Source organism: Bacillus litorisediminis (assembly GCF_022808645.1).
Lineage (GTDB): Bacteria > Bacillota > Bacilli > Bacillales > JC228 > Bacillus_BF > Bacillus_BF litorisediminis.
The window spans coordinates 15,776-31,680 of record NZ_JAKZKT010000042.1; the positions used below are offsets into that span (position 1 = coordinate 15,776).

The window sequence follows — 15,905 nt, forward strand, 5'->3', positions numbered from 1 at the left end:
TATTCTTTCTATAACATTCCAAAAAGTCGGAATATTATATACCATATTATATCATAAATGGTTTTAAACTGGATATATTAATTTCCATATATTATATACTTTTTTATTTTTTTCCATATTGAATCCATATATCTTGTCCATTAGACTTTTCGATAGGGTTTAAAATACAGGCTATCGAATTAGCCCAAAGAAGTGATGATATGAAAAAGACTAGGAGTAATCTTTACTGAATAGAAACAAAAAGATAACACCTTTACCCAGGAAAAATTCTGAATAAAAAGTTATTTAAAAGTAGAAGTGCTTGAGTCTACTTGAATAATGGCCTACCTTCTTTTGAAACGTTATATAATATTTGTGAAGAATTAGATATGTACCAAAGAGAGATTTGGGTGAAGCAGGAAGGAAAGTAAGAGTGGAAATTTTAATTAGAGTGCAACTAAGTATAGATGGAATTGGGACTGAAAGTGTAGGTCACTTTCCAGTTAAGGTCAATGATTTTAGAAAAGATCCTGATTGGACGGTGGCAGTAATTGCTTACCAGCAAATTCAAAGGATTAAATATGACACAGGATATCGAAAAACGGAGATTTTGAAGGTGACATATGACGAGAAGGATATCATGGAGCTAGTGAAAAAGGTTACACCAGTAATTAAGGACGATTTGCCATTTTAAAAACCCCTTCTCAGGAGAAGGGGTTTTTTCATGTTAAGATAGAAACCTATAAATCGGCTGCCATCACAGACCGCTTATGTGTTCAATGAATACACACGTATTTATAGGGTTTACTCTATCTTATTAACTATTAATATGCACAAAAAAAGACCAAATATACCTTGGTCAATAAGTTTTATGGGTGACAAGCGTAATACCTATAAATCGACTACCACACAGGCAGTTTATGTGTAAAGTGTTGTCACACGAATTTATAGGGTTTACTTACGCCCGTTTTAGATGTCTCTATATTACATCACTTATGAACACTTGTAAACAAAAAAGTGTCACTCAACGACACACAATGTCATGCCCGTGCACGATGTTACAAACTGACAACTTTCTTTTGTCCGAATAACCTTCTAGGGAAATGTTCACGATGTACAATTTTATGGGAAATTAGATCGAAGTTATAGGAATAATTATATTCATATTTAGAATAAATAGCATTTGCAATAAAATCTGCAGCTTGAATCGGGTAAGAATTTTGTGATTCAATGTAATTTACTACAACCTGTAAATCAAGATTAAGTTCATAGTTTAACCTTATTTTTATGTAATTCTCAAAGGAATTAGTTGATTCGACTTTTATGGTTCGCTTATCCAAATTAATAACTAAATGCTTCAGCCCTTTTTTGGTTGCTACTGAATCTATGATGAACTTTAACATATAGTTATAGAGTAAATTCTCATCTTCAAGTAACCTGGGCTTTACATGGTGGAGATCAGCAACAATATATCTAATTTTCAGATCCTTAGAAGCTATCTTTCTAAGAAAATAGTCCTTAATTGGAGGATAAGCGTCACTTGCTTTAATTTCTGATTGTGCCATAAACTCAGGGAATTTCTGTTTAGTTTTTAGTATTGCTTTTTTCATTACATTACTCAGGGGTTTTGTATTTTCCATTTCAATGCATGCAATTGTAAAAAATCTTCCTTGTTTACCCAAGTTCCCAGATTCATCAAAATTCAAAACCAACTTGTCACCCATAAAAGACTTCCTTTCTCACCTTTATCTCTGTATCTATATTATAACTACATCTATTTTCTTATTATTGTGGATATTGTGGATAACTAGTATTATACCACGACTTTTTTCTCTATAACACTTCAACAATAGACAAAATAGAAAACAAGATTTCGACTATCTGCACTATTGATATAAGGCGTTATTATAGTAAACACTTTTTTTAAAAGTAAATATAGAAAGTTTGTTCGGTTTTAAACATGACAAGGTGGACTCGCTAATAAAAAATCAAAAGCCCCTCTCGAATGAGAAGGGCTTTATTTTTTGGCGTGACGCTCAATTGGAAAATAAATGTATGATATAGAAAATTTATGTATAGATTATAGAAACAAGCATATATTTATAACATCGAAAATCAGGAATAGGAGGTTACTAATGAAAAAAATTTATGTTTCAATTCTGGCAATTTTGGCTTTGCTTCTTGTGATTAGTACAGTATTTCTAATTAACCAAGATTCACAAGCAAAATCATATTCAAATCGCCACGAGCATGATGATCAAGTTGAGAGTGTAAATAGAATGGTAGATAAAATTCATAAAGTAAATTTTTTAGATGAACTGGAAAGTAATTTAAAAAAGGAAGGGTATACATCACAGTTTAGACTCTTTGTTTATTCTGAAGAAAAAAAAGATATAGAAGTAGTATTAAGTACCAACACAAAAACAGTTGATAATGACAGAATCTTAGATATTGTAAATGCAACAGCAAAAGAGAATGACTTAGGTACCTTTAATATAAAAATAATTCAGTAAGAATTTAAAAACAGCCACTTAATCAAGTGACTGTTTTTAAATTTTAATCATTTAATTCAACAACTACATATTCTCCACTTTCAGATACTAGCTTAGCTTGAAATTCTGGCTTACCATCAGTTCCATCACCCCAGCTATCAATATCTCTATAAGTTACACAACCATATTCTGCACTTACTATCCCAACTGGAAGTATTTGAGTTTTTGTTGAACCATCAACTTCATAAAGAAATACAGAGATGTCATTTCCAGGAGTATTGTTATAAACACAAACTTGGAAATCTCCTCCTCCTGAAGTTACTGTTGGTGTTAAAGCTCCAGCACTAGTTACATACATCTCATCTTCCCACAGAGTATCCCATTCACCAGGACCTAGTTGAGGAGGCTCCTCAGCCGCAAAGACGGAGCTAGAGTTTGCCAACAAGACAACAAGTACAGAAAAAATCGAAATCCATTTCTTCATATATAATCCACTCCTTTAGTTTAGGTAATTTATAAATTCTTTAAAAAAATAATAATTCCTTCCAGTAAAGGATATTTTTTCTAAAAAAGTTTAAAACCCCTCTCATTGGAGAAGGGGCTTTTCTGTGTACTCAAGGAGAAGGTGATAAGACTCACTACGATTTTAATTTTATGTGCAAATATTACGTGAATATGTGCCATTTATAGATGGAAATATCATAATATTTTTCCTTAATGCAAATTAACTGCATTTAACTTATTTATTTAAAATTGGACAAAAAGGTTGCTCTAGACCCACTCAATTTCTAGTTGTTATGATTATTTGGCGATGATAAAGGAGGGTAAAAAGAGATGGAGAAGGAAAAATATAATAACCTTAAATTAGGTGAACGCGGGGCAATCATAAGTATAATTGCTTATATTTGTCTTTCTTTCCTTAAACTATAGGGCTTGTCGTCTATAATTTTCTTGCACATCTGGGCGAAAACTCATGGATAAATGGTGAGCATGTTCGGAATGTATTCTGGAGAAAAATGCAGTTTCTTCAACCCCTATTTTAAAAACTTGTTCTCTAGGTAAACGATGATATAGTAGCCTCGGCATCGTTTCCGCCTGTACGTTTCCATCAGGAATCCCCAAAGTTTTTCGATTTCGAGTTATATTTCCCTTTGAACGCTCAAGTGTGCCTACAAATCTGTCTGCCTCCCGTCTTACATGATCAACCAAGATAGCAGGTAGAATAGCTAATGCCTGGCAACTTTCAAGTAATTGGAATAGTGTTCTTTTAAATTGTATAAGTTGGTTAACTAAAGTTATAGTTTGTTCTCTCAGTTGAATAAGGATAGAAGTAGGGGCAGTATTTGGAGTCGATATCACCCGATTGTGTAGTTGTCCTAACTGTATCGCAAACTGGTCAGCCATGCGGAAAAATTGCTCCTGTTCGGGATTTGGGTCAAGACCCATTCTTATAAATTGTGCATGTTCAGCCATAAGTCGGACCCATACTCTCATTTCTTCAATTGCTGCAACAACAGACTCGTGGAGCTCGTTAGATTCCGGGTTGCTCTCTTGACACCCACACTGGCGTTCTGGCGTACATTGACATTTATATCCACATCGACAATTAGGATTATAGCAGTATGGGTTTGGACAAGGCGTAGCATAATTTCTTAGGTTGGCAGAAAATCCATCATAAATATTCAAATACATTCCCCCTCAAATACATAATTTCATTTAATTTATATGAAGAGTCAAATTGTCCCTATTCAAAGAGTAAAATAGAAATTTAAGGGACAATTGAATTGTCCAGAATAAAAAAAAGCCCCCTTTAGGAAAAAGTGGAGGAAAATGTAAAATATTTGTAGAAATAGTGATTGATCTTACAAAAATTTGAAAGGAGTTTTAAAAAAATGAAAAAATTACTTACTTTAGCAGGAGAGATTATTGCAACACTCGCTCTATTGATGGGCATCTTAAACCAATCTTCTACTGTTCACGCCTCACCAATTGATTGTGGGATTAAAATGCCACCTGAGTATATCGCTTCTTATTCTTCCGATGAAATTTCAATAATGTGTGGAGCTGCAGCACAAACAAGATGGAATGAAATTAAAGCTACTGCAACTCCATCTCCAAAACAAGGAACGACAGTAAATAGTTATGATAAGACTGGTGGAAGTACTGCAGCTTTAAGAGATTTTAATAGTATGCCAGGTACGGCTCAAACTAGAGATGGTGGAGTTTTAATAAAACAGTATTCAGATACTGGAACAACATTAACTTATTACCCTAAATCCACTACAACTTCAACACCAACCCTACAATTTCCAGCTTCAGATGGCATAAAAGTGTGGGATAAAATTAGGTATTACGAATAAATTAAGGGTAAAGGGTGTTAAAAGTATGAGTGATGAAGCTAAAGAAAATGAAATACTTCACATTTGGCAACCATCTACATTTTTAAAAGGAAAAAATCCATCTCAAATGGTTTTGGTTGAAGTAATAAGAGGTAACAATCATCTAAAAATACTCTTTGAGGATACTTTTGATAACCAAGTTGAAATTATTTATGATCAGCTTATGCAACCTATGGAATATTTTGTATGGGCATTTAGACATTCAACAGAAACTGGAAGATATGGTCTTAGATTTAAAGAAATTAATGATAGTGGCTTAATTAGTCCCGATTCACCTTATTTCTTTAAAGTATCTAACTCAGAATTTATAAAATGGTTTGATGACCAAAACCCCCTTTTCAATAGTAAGACATACCCAAATTTAGAACATCACCTCTATATAACAGGGGATGAAGTGTTTGATGTTCTTTCAACTTATGAACCAAAAATAATTGAAAAGAATAAAAGTGATTTAACAACCTAATTTATTCAAATTAATTACCTAATAAAGATTTAAAGCCCCTCTCTAAAGAGAAGGGGCTTTTCTAAGTTGTGATTCGTAGAGGCAAATTATAGGATGCTCTATAATTTTTAAATTATGCAAACAAAATTATAAAGCCCCTCTTAATTAAGAAGGGGCTTTTAAAGGTTTTGCACCCCACAACTAGATTAGGGAAAGGAATAGACGACACCTTTTTTGTGGCGTCGTCTATTTAAGTATCACCGTTATTTAATAATAAAGAGCAGTCCTACCTTCTTGGTTTACTTTCTCTAACTTTAAATCAAGCTCTGTAATAGCTTCTAGTGATAACGCCGATTTTTTCTAAATAAAGAAAATCATTATTTTGCCGTATCCAGTCCAACTTTTGAATTTCCTCATCGTTTAAATGTCGGTTAGAATTCTTATTATCAAATTTACTTAAACTTTGAGCAAAGAAATTAGTAAGCATTGCAGTGTAATTGATAATATGATCTGGTGAATTAGATATAGATCTTAAATAAATGTTTGCTGTCTTTAAATGATTAAATTCATTTCCTATTGTTGTGTACAACATAACTAAGCTAGATTCTTCGTGATATGATATCTCTTTTGATTGAATTACCCCATCTAGAATAGTGTCAATTAATATGATATCCTCCGACACATTATTTGATATGTTCATCAAAACTTGGGTAAAAAAGGTATCCGTATCCTTTTTCACTTCAAAATAAAGAACAGCCATAACTATGATAGCTACAAAAGATATTAATAAACTTAGAAGTATGGTAGTTTTTTGGAATTTACGTTTCATCTTACTCAACTACTAGATGTGTATGGAATCGAAAGACTAACTGATTTATCATAGTAATTAGGATAATCATTCAAACTATTGTATGAAATATCCCCCAAATCTTTTCTAAAGCATTTAATTATTGTTTCCCACGGAACACCCATAAATTGTGCTGACCCAAAATCATAATTCCGATAGGAAATTTATTCGAAAAATTGAACAACTTGTTAGCAGTGTTGTACACTTTCTGATTATTATTTCCTGTTATTGTTACCGCGCTGTCAGTAGCTAAGGCTATGCCATGTTTATTTAAAATGGCAATTTGTGCTGTCAAAATAAATGCACCTCATTTCCAATTAGTAATTAAGTGCAAGTATTCGACATAATATCGTAAAGTCCTTCTATAATTTTATTAAAAATTTCTGAAATCTCAGTTACTATAAAAAAGCTCCCACTCAAATGAGAAGGGGCTTTTCTGAGTTGTGATTGTTTACTAATTTAATAGTAAAGAAGATGTCGGTATGATTCTCTGAATACTCAACCAGATTATATCGATGATTTTGAATCCTAACATCGGGGAAAGCCCTTACCGAGCTTATTGACAAATCGATAAAAAGAAAGGAACTGCTGTTTAATGCCTCAGCAACGTATTTATCATGATTATATAAATGAAAAGCTAGTTCCCTTCTGGTATGTTCTTACCTTTAGACCATGTGAAGTTAATTGGGACAAGCATGTTCACTACTTTGAAATAATTGCTCCCTTTGAGCATTTTAATCGAGACGATTTCAACGATTCTATTATCAGCACTTCTCTATACCTATCTGATTTGATTATTAGCGAATCAAAACCTAATCAGTTAGGAATTTATCTTAAGAAAGTTAAGCACCGAATTCTTCAACATGGTATTGATCCTGAGCTTGTCTTACAGTTTATTGTTCCGATTCCCGATATTGATGAAGTACTAAAGCTAATTCCTTATAATAGAACAATTTCTTTTTTATCAAACTGAGGTGATTAATCATGTATTGCAGTCTACCAGATGGAAAGAGAAAAAAATGGGTTTGCGTAGCAGATGGACCTAGGGATCCAGTTACTGGTGAAAGAAAACAAATCTCTTCCCGCGGAAATACCAAAAAAGAAGCTATGAAGAGGGTAGAAGAGGCCATTCGGAAGCTTCAGGAGGACGGCATCGATTAAAAACGTGTAAAAAATATGCCATTTGATAAGGTAGCATTGGAATGGTTAGAAGTTTACGCTTTGACGGGCGTAAAGAAAAACACAATCCGAGTCCGTAAAAAGGAAATCCAAATCCTTAATCGTTACATCGCGAAAGTTAATATCGACAAAATTTCATCAAAAATGTACCAAAGTATCTTAACGGACTTATCGAAACCCAATCCTACAAGGAAACCAGTTACGTATGCACGAACAACAATTGAAGGTGTCCATACTACCGCTGGAATGATTTTTAAGTACGCTATCAAAGAAAAAATGATAAAGGAAAGCCCTACAACTCATGCCATCATTCCTAAACAACGAAAAACAGTAGAAGAAATCGAAAATCAGAGCATAGAGGAAGAGTACCTAGAGTTAGATGAGATTTCCGAGTTTTTAGGTGTAGTTGAGAAACATGGGTTATACCTTGATGTGGAAAGATTTTATTTGCTTGCTTTCTCTGGTATGCGTCCGGGTGAATTGTGCGCTTTGAAATGGACAGATATTTCATTCAGCAAAAGAACAGTTCGCGTCACTAAGACACTTGTGAATGAAAACAATAACATGAGAGAGTATGAACTTACTCCCCCTAAAACGGAAGGATCTATTAGAACGTTTGATGTGCCAGAACATGTGATCAATATTTTAAAGCAGCACAAAATGAAGCAAATGAGACTTCTCAATGATGGGAGAAAAAAGTACAAGGATTTCCACGAAGGTAATTTTGTATTCTGTAGAGAAAACGGATACCCTTTCGCGCCTAAAAACATCTTAGATCGTATGAAAAGACTGTTAGAAAAAACATCAATTCAGAAGCATGCAACCCCTCATATATTCCGACATACTCACATTAGTATGTTAGCAGCTGCGGGAGTAGACCTTCCGACGATTATGGAACGGGTTGGACATGAAGATGTGAAAACTACCATGAGAATTTATATGCACGTAACCAAAAAAATGAAAGAGGATGCTTCTATAAAGATCAATGAGACCTTAAGAAACATCCTCGATTTTAAAGTTTCACTGTAAAATGTGAGCGAAATGTGATTTTTTTGGTTGATTAAATTATTCTCAACCTTTGAAACCCTTGTTATTATTAAAAGGGGTTCTTTTCAATTTATCACATCATTCCGCCCATTCCGCCCATGTCAGGCATTCCGCCGCCTTTGTTTTCTTCTGGGATGTCAGCCACAACTGCTTCAGTTGTTAAGAACATCGCAGATACAGAGGCTGCGTTTTGAAGAGCAGAACGAGTCACTTTCGTTGGGTCAACGATACCAGCGTCAATCATGTTTACCCATTCGCCAGTAGCTGCGTTGAATCCAATTCCGATTTCTTCTTTCTTCAAGCGTTCTACCACAACTGATCCTTCTAGACCTGCGTTGTGAGCAATTTGACGAACTGGTTCTTCAAGTGCACGAAGCACGATGTTGATACCAGTTTGAACGTCGCCATCAGCTTGGATAGAAGCTACTTTGTTATAAACGTTAACTAGGGCGGTACCACCACCAGCAACGATACCTTCTTCCACAGCTGCACGAGTTGAGTTCAATGCGTCTTCAATGCGAAGCTTGCGTTCTTTTAGCTCAGTTTCAGTAGCAGCACCCACTTTGATAACAGCTACGCCACCAGCTAATTTAGCAAGACGCTCTTGAAGTTTTTCTTTATCGAATTCAGAAGTCGTTTCTTCTAATTGAGCACGGATTTGGTTTACGCGGCTAGAGATAGCTGCTGCGTCTCCAGCACCTTCAACGATTGTTGTATTTTCTTTAGTAACCACAACTTTTGCTGCGCGTCCAAGTTGAGAAATAGTTGCAGATTTTAGGTCACGGCCTAAATCTTCTGTAATCACTTCACCGCCAGTTAAAATCGCGATATCTTCAAGCATTGCTTTACGACGGTCACCGAATCCTGGAGCTTTAACAGCTACAGCATTGAAAGTTCCGCGAAGCTTGTTGACAACTAATGTAGCAAGAGCTTCTCCTTCAACATCTTCAGCAACTAATAATAGAGGTTTACCTTGTTGAACAACTTGCTCTAAAACTGGCAAGATTTCTTGAATGCTAGAAATTTTCTTGTCAGTAATTAAGATATATGGATTTTCAAGGACTGCTTCCATTTTATCTGAATCAGTCACCATGTAAGGAGATGCATATCCGCGGTCGAATTGCATACCTTCTACTACATCTAATTCAGTTGTAAATCCTTTAGATTCTTCAATTGTGATAACACCATCGTTACCAACGCGTTCCATAGCTTCTGCAATCAATTGACCTACTTCTTCGTCAGCCGCAGAGATTGCTGCAACTTGCGCGATGGAAGCTTTGCCTTCGATTGGCTTAGAAATAGCTTTTAATTCTTCAACAGCTACAGCAACTGCTTTTTCAATCCCTTTACGGATTCCCATAGGGTTAGCTCCAGCTGTAACGTTTTTAAGACCTTCACGGATCATAGCTTGAGCTAAAACAGTAGCAGTCGTTGTACCGTCACCGGCAACATCGTTTGTTTTGCTTGCTACTTCTGCAACAAGCTTAGCTCCCATATTTTCAAATGCATCTTCTAATTCAATTTCTTTTGCAATGGTTACACCATCGTTCGTAATAAGCGGAGAACCATATTTTTTCTCAAGAACCACGTTACGTCCTTTAGGTCCTAATGTTACTTTTACTGCATTTGCTAAAGTATCTACACCGCGAAGCATCGCACGGCGTGCTTCTTCGCTAAATTTAATTTCCTTAGCCACAATAAGTCGACCTCCTTAATAGGTTTAAAATTTTATGATTTGGACAGCCTAACCTACGACTGCTAAAATATCTGATTCACGTAAAATTAAATATTCTTTTCCTTGGTATTTCACTTCTGTACCAGCATATTTTGAGAAAATGATGCGATCGCCTTCGGAAACTTCTAGCGTAACACGCTCACCGTTATCTAGAACACGGCCAGTTCCTACAGCTACAACCTTTCCTTCTTGAGGCTTCTCTTTTGCAGTATCAGGCAGAACGATACCGCTAGATGTTTTTTCTTCAGACTCGACAAGCTCAATTACTACGCGATCACCAAGTGGTTTTAACAAGTGAAACAACCTCCTTATTTTTTATATGTAGATTATTATTAGCACTCTATTACCCCGAGTGCTAACATCCATTTATAATATTAATGAATCCTCGTTCTGAATGCAAGTATTGAGATTAAAATTTTTTTATTTTTTTGGCCCATTTTTTTATGTTTCGGAATTCATTACATAAGATAAGAATAGCTATTCATTGAAAGCTTTCCTGCTTTACTAGTAAAATGGAATAGATTAGGGGTTGTAACACCCAAGAGTATACCTATGCCCAGATTGGAAGATGTATACAAACTTTTTAGTTGTAAAAAGGAGTCGAAGGTTTGAAAAAAGAATACTGGCTTATCATTATTACCTTTATTGCCATGCAGCTCTCTGGATTAGTTGGGGTTCCGATCGTCAGTACATTTTTGACTGCTAGCGGACAGGATCCGATAACAGCTCAGCAAGATGCAGCTGCTTATTGGACGCTGCTCAGTTTTATTATAGGTTTACTGATTGTTTTATGGCTGTTGCGGAAGGAAATGCAGCCTGTTCGTACCGGAACGAAGCTCACAACTGGAGAAGCTGTTACGTGGGGATTTATTGGTTTTTTTCTAGCACTATTAGCCCAATTTATCGGGATTCAAATTGAGAATTTATTGGGCATTGAAGCAGGGTCTGAAAACACTGAGTTTATCATTCGCTTTATCGAAGCATATCCTTTCATTATTATTGCTAGTTCGATAGCAGGCCCTATTTTAGAAGAGATTGTATTTCGCAAAGTGATTTTCGGAAATCTTTATCAAAGAACAAATTTTTGGATAGCGGGAATCGCAAGCTCCTTAATATTTGCTTTATTCCATTTTGACTTCCAGCACATTATTCTCTACACCTTTTCAGGACTTGCATTTGCGTACCTTTATGTAAAAACAGAACGAATATGGGTACCTATTATGGCCCATGTACTATTTAATACCTTTGTAGTGGTAATTCAATTTATGGCCCGAGACCAAATGGCTGCTACGGGGTTGATTTTTGGGGGATAAAATATGAGATCACCTTTATTTACAGGGGTCCTTTACCTGGCACTTGGAATCATTTTTACAATATTTGCGATTCAAAGTGTACGCGATTCAGGTTGGGGATTTTTCACCTATTTATTAATTTTATTAGCCACAATGGATTTTGGATCGGGCCTGCGTTTTGTCATGATTCACTATCAATTAAAACAAAAGAACAAATAAAACAAAAACACGTGCCTTGGTAAACATGCACGTGTTTCTTTTTTAATCTTCATGCGCTTCATTTAAAGCCTCTGTTTCTGCTTTTAGTACTTTGCGATAAGAGACAGCAGATATCCAAATACTGATTTCATATAACATCAACAGCGGTACAGTTACCATCATATGGCTCAAAAGCTCTGGCGGTGTTATAAACGCTGCAATTACGAGTAAAACAAAATAGGCATATTTTCTGATATTCCGTAAAAGCATCGGGGTCACAAGCCCCAGCCTGGTTAAAAACATAACCACTACTGGCAATTGAAACAGTATTCCAAATGGAAGCGTTATTTGAAAAAGAAACTGGAAATACTCATTGATTCCGATTACCTGCTGGATATCTAAATTATTCGCAACGTTTGTCATAAACTGAACAACGAATGGAAACAAAATAAAATAAGAAAATGAGATCCCGAGCAAAAATAAAAAGACAGATAGCGGAATATAACTGAGAGTTACCTTTCTCTCTTTTTCATATAATCCGGGACTGATAAATGCCCACAGCTGATATAAAGCGAAAGGCGAGGTAATGACTGCCCCAATAATAAAGGTAACCTGCAAGTATATTTTTACAGGATCTGTCAAATTAAAGGCATTCATGGTTAAATGCTTGGCTTCATCTGCATGCTGTAAAAATACAATGAGTGGTTCTGTTAAGAAAAAACCGCCTACAAGCGCAAATAAGAAGAAAACGACCACGTAAATGAGCCGTTTTCTAAGTTCAGTTATATGTTCGTAAACGGTCATATCCTTTTGTTCCATAAATACGACACCCTTTAATTTTTGCCTTCTTTTTTATCTTCGTCGTCATCAGCAAGGCCTTTCGTTGCGTTCTTAAACTCTCTAAGGGTGTTGCCTGCTGCTTTTCCAAGCTCAGGCAGCTTTTTCGGACCAAAAATTAAGAGAGCAACAAATGCAATGACGAGGAGACTACCCCATCCAATACCCATGGTGTGCCTCACCTCCTATTAACATCATACTAGATTTTCCCGCTACGTCAAAGCTTGGCAGCAGGCAAATTTATGAATTCTTTATGTCTTTATTCCTGTTCCGGGTAGTTCTTTAAAAAATAGACGAGTGATTGAAGCTCGACTGCTAAATCTATGTGATGAACCCTAATCGAAGGAGGAACATTCAGCCGTGCTGGTGTAAAATTTAAGATTCCCTTAATATCTGTTTCCATAAGCTCATCCGTAATGGTTTGCGCCACCTGTACAGGAACCGTCAATATGACGGCTATAATTCCTTCTTCCTTTATTCTCTTTTGCATCTGACTCATATCGAAAATTTGAACCCCGCCGATGGTGGTTCCTATTTTTTTCGGATCGACATCAAACGCCATAGCTATTTTGGTATTATTATTTTTTAAAAAATTATACTGCAGGAAAGCCGTTCCTAAATTACCGACTCCGATTAATGCTACATTTGTAACCTCATCCTGGTCTAAGGTTTTGCGAAAAAAAGCAAGTAAGCTTTGTACATTATACCCGTATCCCTTTTTTCCTAACGCTCCAAAATAAGAAAAATCTCTTCTTATTGTAGCGGAATCAACCTTTACTGCTTCGCTTAACTCTGCTGAAGATACTCTTTTTTTACCGGAAGCAGACAGGTTTTGAAGAAACCGATAATATAAGGGCAAACGTTTTGCAGTAGCTCTTGGAATTTTATTTTGATCTTGATTCATACATTTTAACCCCCGAATTCCTTCTCGCATGTCCTATCATACACCATTTTTCGCCTCCTGTCTGTAAGCCCTTTCTAAAATAAACTTTAAACTAACGTTTTTTTAAATGTGATATGCAAATCCTGCCATCGCCTAAATCATTGTCCGAACCCTTCCATTCATGTACACTATGAATAGTATTTACGAGGTGAATAATATGATTCTTTTACAAGTTTCACAGTTGACTAAATCCTTCGGTGCTGAAGTGATTTTATCCAATATAAAATTAGAAGTTAAAACTAGAGACCGGGTGGCCCTTGTGGGAAGAAACGGTGCAGGGAAATCCACTCTGTTAAAAATCATTGCCGGGGAGCTATCTTATGATAGCGGCGAGATTATGAAACCGAAGGCAGTTTCGATTGGATACCTTTCTCAGGATACAGGACTGGAATCGGCAAAGTCGATCTGGGATGAACTCGAAAGTGTGTTCCAGCCTTTAAAAGAGATGGAGAAAAAATTAAGAGAAATGGAAATTGACATGTCTGATCCAAAGCTTCTTGAAAATCCTGCAAAATATAAAAAGCTTCTTAAAGAATATGATCAGCTTCAGATTCGTTTTAAGGAACAAGGCGGTTTTCAGTATGAGGCTGATATTCGGTCTATTTTGCACGGACTTCAATTCCACGACAAAGATTATCAGACACCGATTCAATTATTAAGCGGCGGACAGAAAACAAGATTAGCTCTAGGAAAGCTTTTATTGACAAGTCCCGATGTCCTTATTTTGGACGAGCCCACCAACCATTTAGATATCGAAACACTAACCTGGCTCGAAAAATACCTTCAGACATATGAAGGTGCTGTACTCGTGGTATCTCATGACCGCTATTTTTTAGACAAAATTGCAACCCAGGTATATGAACTATCCAGAACTAAAATCATTCAGTTTCCGGGTAACTATAGCAACTACTTGCGTCTCAAAGCAGAAATGTACGAAAGAGAGCTAAAGGCTTACGAAAAACAACAGGAAGAAATCAGTAAGCTTAAGGACTTTATTCAAAAAAATCTGGCCAGAGCCTCCACAACAAAACGGGCACAGAGCAGACGAAAAGCATTAGAAAAAATGGATCTACTTGAACGGCCGCAAGGAGACGAAAAATCGGCTCATTTTTCTTTTGAGATTGAAAGACAAAGCGGTAACGATGTTTTAAAAGTGGAGAATGTTGCAATTGGTTATGGACAACATCCGATTTGCAGCCATATTACCTTTCAGATGAAGCGGAAAGATAGTGTAGCGCTTATTGGCCCGAATGGGATCGGAAAATCAACCCTGCTTAAGACATTGATGAAGCAGATTCCTTTACTGGATGGAAACTTTCAATTTGGAGCCAATGTGAAACTTGGCTATTACGATCAAGAGCAGGCTAACCTGCGTTCCAATAAAAAAGTCTTAGATGAACTATGGGACGACTATCCGCATTTGCCTGAAAAAGAAATCAGGACAGTACTGGGGAACTTTCTATTCACAGGGGACGATGTGCTAAAGCCTGTTACCGCCTTAAGCGGTGGAGAAAAAGCAAGATTAGCCCTGGCTAAATTAATGATGGAAAAATCAAACGTACTGATTCTCGATGAACCGACCAACCATCTGGATTTGGACAGTAAAGAAATACTTGAAAATGCTTTAATTGATTATCCGGGTACGATTTTATTTGTTTCCCACGACCGTTATTTCATCAACCGGATTGCAACAAAAGTGGTTGAGCTGAGAGACGAAGGAACAATAGAATACCTTGGTGACTACGATTATTATCTTACCAAAAAGGAAGAACTCGAAGAAGTAAAAAAATTAGAAGCCGAAGAGAAGGCTGCCGGAAAGATAAGCATCAACACAACAGTACGAAAACTCACATACGAAGAAGAAAAAGAACAAAAACGGATAGAACGCCAAAAAAAGCGGATGGTTGAAGAACTAGAAAAGAAAATTGAACAACTAGAGCTGGAACTGGAGGAAATCCAAGAAGAACTCTACAAACCAGAAAATATCGAAGACCATGAAAAACTGCTGGAACTGCAAACCAAACATGAACAACTCCAAGCCGAGTTGGATCAGACGTTAGAAGAATGGACTTTGGCAGCAGAAGAAATGGAAACGGCCCCTAATAGTTAGGGGTCGTTTTATGTGTATGCGGGGAGTGTAATATAAACTGTGTAAGTAAAGAATACGTACGGTTCCTTACTCACACAGTTTTTTATTTGATAGAATAATAAGTATAAAGCTAAAGGAGTGTTTTCAATGGGGAAATTGAAAAGAGATCCGAACTCCGTAGAATTAGCTAACAAGATTATCGAACAGTACCAAACTAAATCTGTAGAAGATATGCAAGAAGCATTAAAAGACATATTTGGCCCTATGTTTGAGTCGATGCTTAAAGGTGAAATGAATCATCATTTGGGCTATGAATCAAATGACAAGGGAGAAAAAGAAACAAGCAATAGAAGAAATGGATATGGCAAAAAGTTCGTGAAAACGACGACAGGAGAAGTTGAAATTGCGGTCCCCCGTGATCGTGAT

18 protein-coding genes and 2 pseudogenes are annotated in these 15,905 nt (G+C 36.2%); 11 read left to right on the forward strand and 9 right to left on the reverse strand.

Annotated elements, in window-relative coordinates:
* The first annotated feature begins 412 nt into the window (after positions 1–412).
* Entirely contained in the window at positions 413–673 is a 261-nt protein-coding gene (locus MLE14_RS17635) for a hypothetical protein (RefSeq protein WP_243299727.1), read from the forward strand.
* Between the two features lie 364 nt (positions 674–1,037).
* Here the strand turns inward: MLE14_RS17635 and MLE14_RS17640 are convergent, their stop codons facing one another.
* Positions 1,038–1,703 (reverse strand): DUF3800 domain-containing protein, encoded by a 666-nt coding sequence (locus MLE14_RS17640; protein WP_243299729.1) that lies wholly within the window; start codon positions 1,701–1,703, stop codon positions 1,038–1,040.
* A 411-nt stretch (positions 1,704–2,114) separates the two neighbouring features.
* Between MLE14_RS17640 and MLE14_RS17645 the strand changes: the two genes are divergently transcribed.
* Positions 2,115–2,492, forward strand: coding sequence for a hypothetical protein (locus MLE14_RS17645; protein ID WP_243299730.1), 378 nt, complete (start codon positions 2,115–2,117; stop codon positions 2,490–2,492).
* A 43-nt stretch (positions 2,493–2,535) separates the two neighbouring features.
* Here MLE14_RS17645 and MLE14_RS17650 read toward each other — a convergent pair whose 3' ends face one another.
* Positions 2,536–2,955: a hypothetical protein gene (locus tag MLE14_RS17650; RefSeq protein WP_243299731.1), complete on the reverse strand. Its 420-nt coding sequence runs from the start codon at positions 2,953–2,955 to the stop codon at positions 2,536–2,538.
* 350 nt (positions 2,956–3,305) lie between these two features.
* Here MLE14_RS17650 and MLE14_RS17655 point away from each other — a divergent pair.
* Positions 3,306–3,398, forward strand: a pseudogene (locus tag MLE14_RS17655) (transporter); the annotation flags it as partial.
* On the opposite strand, the gene MLE14_RS17660 reads toward MLE14_RS17655, so the two are convergent.
* Entirely contained in the window at positions 3,396–4,163 is a 768-nt protein-coding gene (locus tag MLE14_RS17660) for a DUF2935 domain-containing protein (protein WP_313897777.1), read from the reverse strand. The pseudogene MLE14_RS17655 and the gene MLE14_RS17660 overlap by 3 nt on opposite strands.
* A gap of 200 nt (positions 4,164–4,363) precedes the next feature.
* On the opposite strand from MLE14_RS17660, the gene MLE14_RS17665 reads away from it, so the two are divergent.
* Entirely contained in the window at positions 4,364–4,831 is a 468-nt protein-coding gene (locus MLE14_RS17665) for a hypothetical protein (RefSeq protein WP_243299732.1), read from the forward strand.
* 25 nt (positions 4,832–4,856) lie between these two features.
* A complete protein-coding gene (locus MLE14_RS17670; protein WP_243299733.1) occupies positions 4,857–5,333 on the forward strand; it encodes a hypothetical protein in 477 nt (158 codons plus the stop codon).
* Between the two features lie 298 nt (positions 5,334–5,631).
* Here MLE14_RS17670 and MLE14_RS17675 read toward each other — a convergent pair whose 3' ends face one another.
* A complete protein-coding gene (locus MLE14_RS17675) occupies positions 5,632–6,141 on the reverse strand; it encodes a hypothetical protein (protein WP_243299734.1) in 510 nt (169 codons plus the stop codon).
* Between the two features lie 613 nt (positions 6,142–6,754).
* Here MLE14_RS17675 and MLE14_RS17680 point away from each other — a divergent pair.
* On the forward strand, positions 6,755–7,132 hold the full coding sequence (locus MLE14_RS17680) for a hypothetical protein (RefSeq protein ID WP_243299735.1): 378 nt from the start codon (positions 6,755–6,757) through the stop codon (positions 7,130–7,132).
* An 11-nt stretch (positions 7,133–7,143) separates the two neighbouring features.
* Positions 7,144–8,367: pseudogene (locus MLE14_RS17685) on the forward strand (tyrosine-type recombinase/integrase).
* 91 nt (positions 8,368–8,458) lie between these two features.
* Here MLE14_RS17685 and groL read toward each other — a convergent pair.
* Together groL and groES are read right to left on the reverse strand one after the other, a co-directional pair.
* Positions 8,459–10,081 (reverse strand): chaperonin GroEL, encoded by a 1,623-nt coding sequence (gene groL / locus MLE14_RS17690; RefSeq protein ID WP_243299736.1) that lies wholly within the window; start codon positions 10,079–10,081, stop codon positions 8,459–8,461.
* 48 nt (positions 10,082–10,129) lie between these two features.
* Entirely contained in the window at positions 10,130–10,414 is a 285-nt protein-coding gene (gene groES, locus MLE14_RS17695; RefSeq protein ID WP_243299738.1) for a co-chaperone GroES, read from the reverse strand.
* 314 nt (positions 10,415–10,728) lie between these two features.
* On the opposite strand from groES, the gene MLE14_RS17700 reads away from it, so the two are divergent.
* Together MLE14_RS17700 and MLE14_RS17705 are read left to right on the forward strand one after the other, a co-directional pair.
* Complete coding sequence (locus tag MLE14_RS17700) at positions 10,729–11,433, forward strand: CPBP family intramembrane glutamic endopeptidase (protein ID WP_243299739.1); 705 nt, start codon at positions 10,729–10,731, stop codon at positions 11,431–11,433.
* A gap of 3 nt (positions 11,434–11,436) precedes the next feature.
* On the forward strand, positions 11,437–11,631 hold the full coding sequence (locus tag MLE14_RS17705) for a YdiK family protein (RefSeq protein WP_243299741.1): 195 nt from the start codon (positions 11,437–11,439) through the stop codon (positions 11,629–11,631).
* 42 nt (positions 11,632–11,673) lie between these two features.
* On the opposite strand, the gene tatC is transcribed toward MLE14_RS17705, so the two are convergent.
* The 3 genes from tatC to MLE14_RS17720 all read right to left on the reverse strand — a co-directional run bounded on the left by tatC (position 11,674) and on the right by MLE14_RS17720 (position 13,351).
* Complete coding sequence (gene tatC, locus MLE14_RS17710) at positions 11,674–12,429, reverse strand: twin-arginine translocase subunit TatC (protein WP_243299742.1); 756 nt, start codon at positions 12,427–12,429, stop codon at positions 11,674–11,676.
* A gap of 14 nt (positions 12,430–12,443) precedes the next feature.
* Positions 12,444–12,617, reverse strand: coding sequence for a twin-arginine translocase TatA/TatE family subunit (locus MLE14_RS17715; RefSeq protein ID WP_097160816.1), 174 nt, complete (start codon positions 12,615–12,617; stop codon positions 12,444–12,446).
* 89 nt (positions 12,618–12,706) lie between these two features.
* Entirely contained in the window at positions 12,707–13,351 is a 645-nt protein-coding gene (locus MLE14_RS17720; protein WP_243299743.1) for a redox-sensing transcriptional repressor Rex, read from the reverse strand.
* A 196-nt stretch (positions 13,352–13,547) separates the two neighbouring features.
* On the opposite strand from MLE14_RS17720, the gene MLE14_RS17725 reads away from it, so the two are divergent.
* Together MLE14_RS17725 and MLE14_RS17730 are read left to right on the forward strand one after the other, a co-directional pair.
* Positions 13,548–15,500 (forward strand): ABC-F family ATP-binding cassette domain-containing protein, encoded by a 1,953-nt coding sequence (locus MLE14_RS17725; RefSeq protein WP_243299745.1) that lies wholly within the window; start codon positions 13,548–13,550, stop codon positions 15,498–15,500.
* A gap of 117 nt (positions 15,501–15,617) precedes the next feature.
* On the forward strand, positions 15,618–15,905 hold a 288-nt coding region (locus MLE14_RS17730; protein ID WP_243299746.1), incomplete at its 3' end, for a transposase.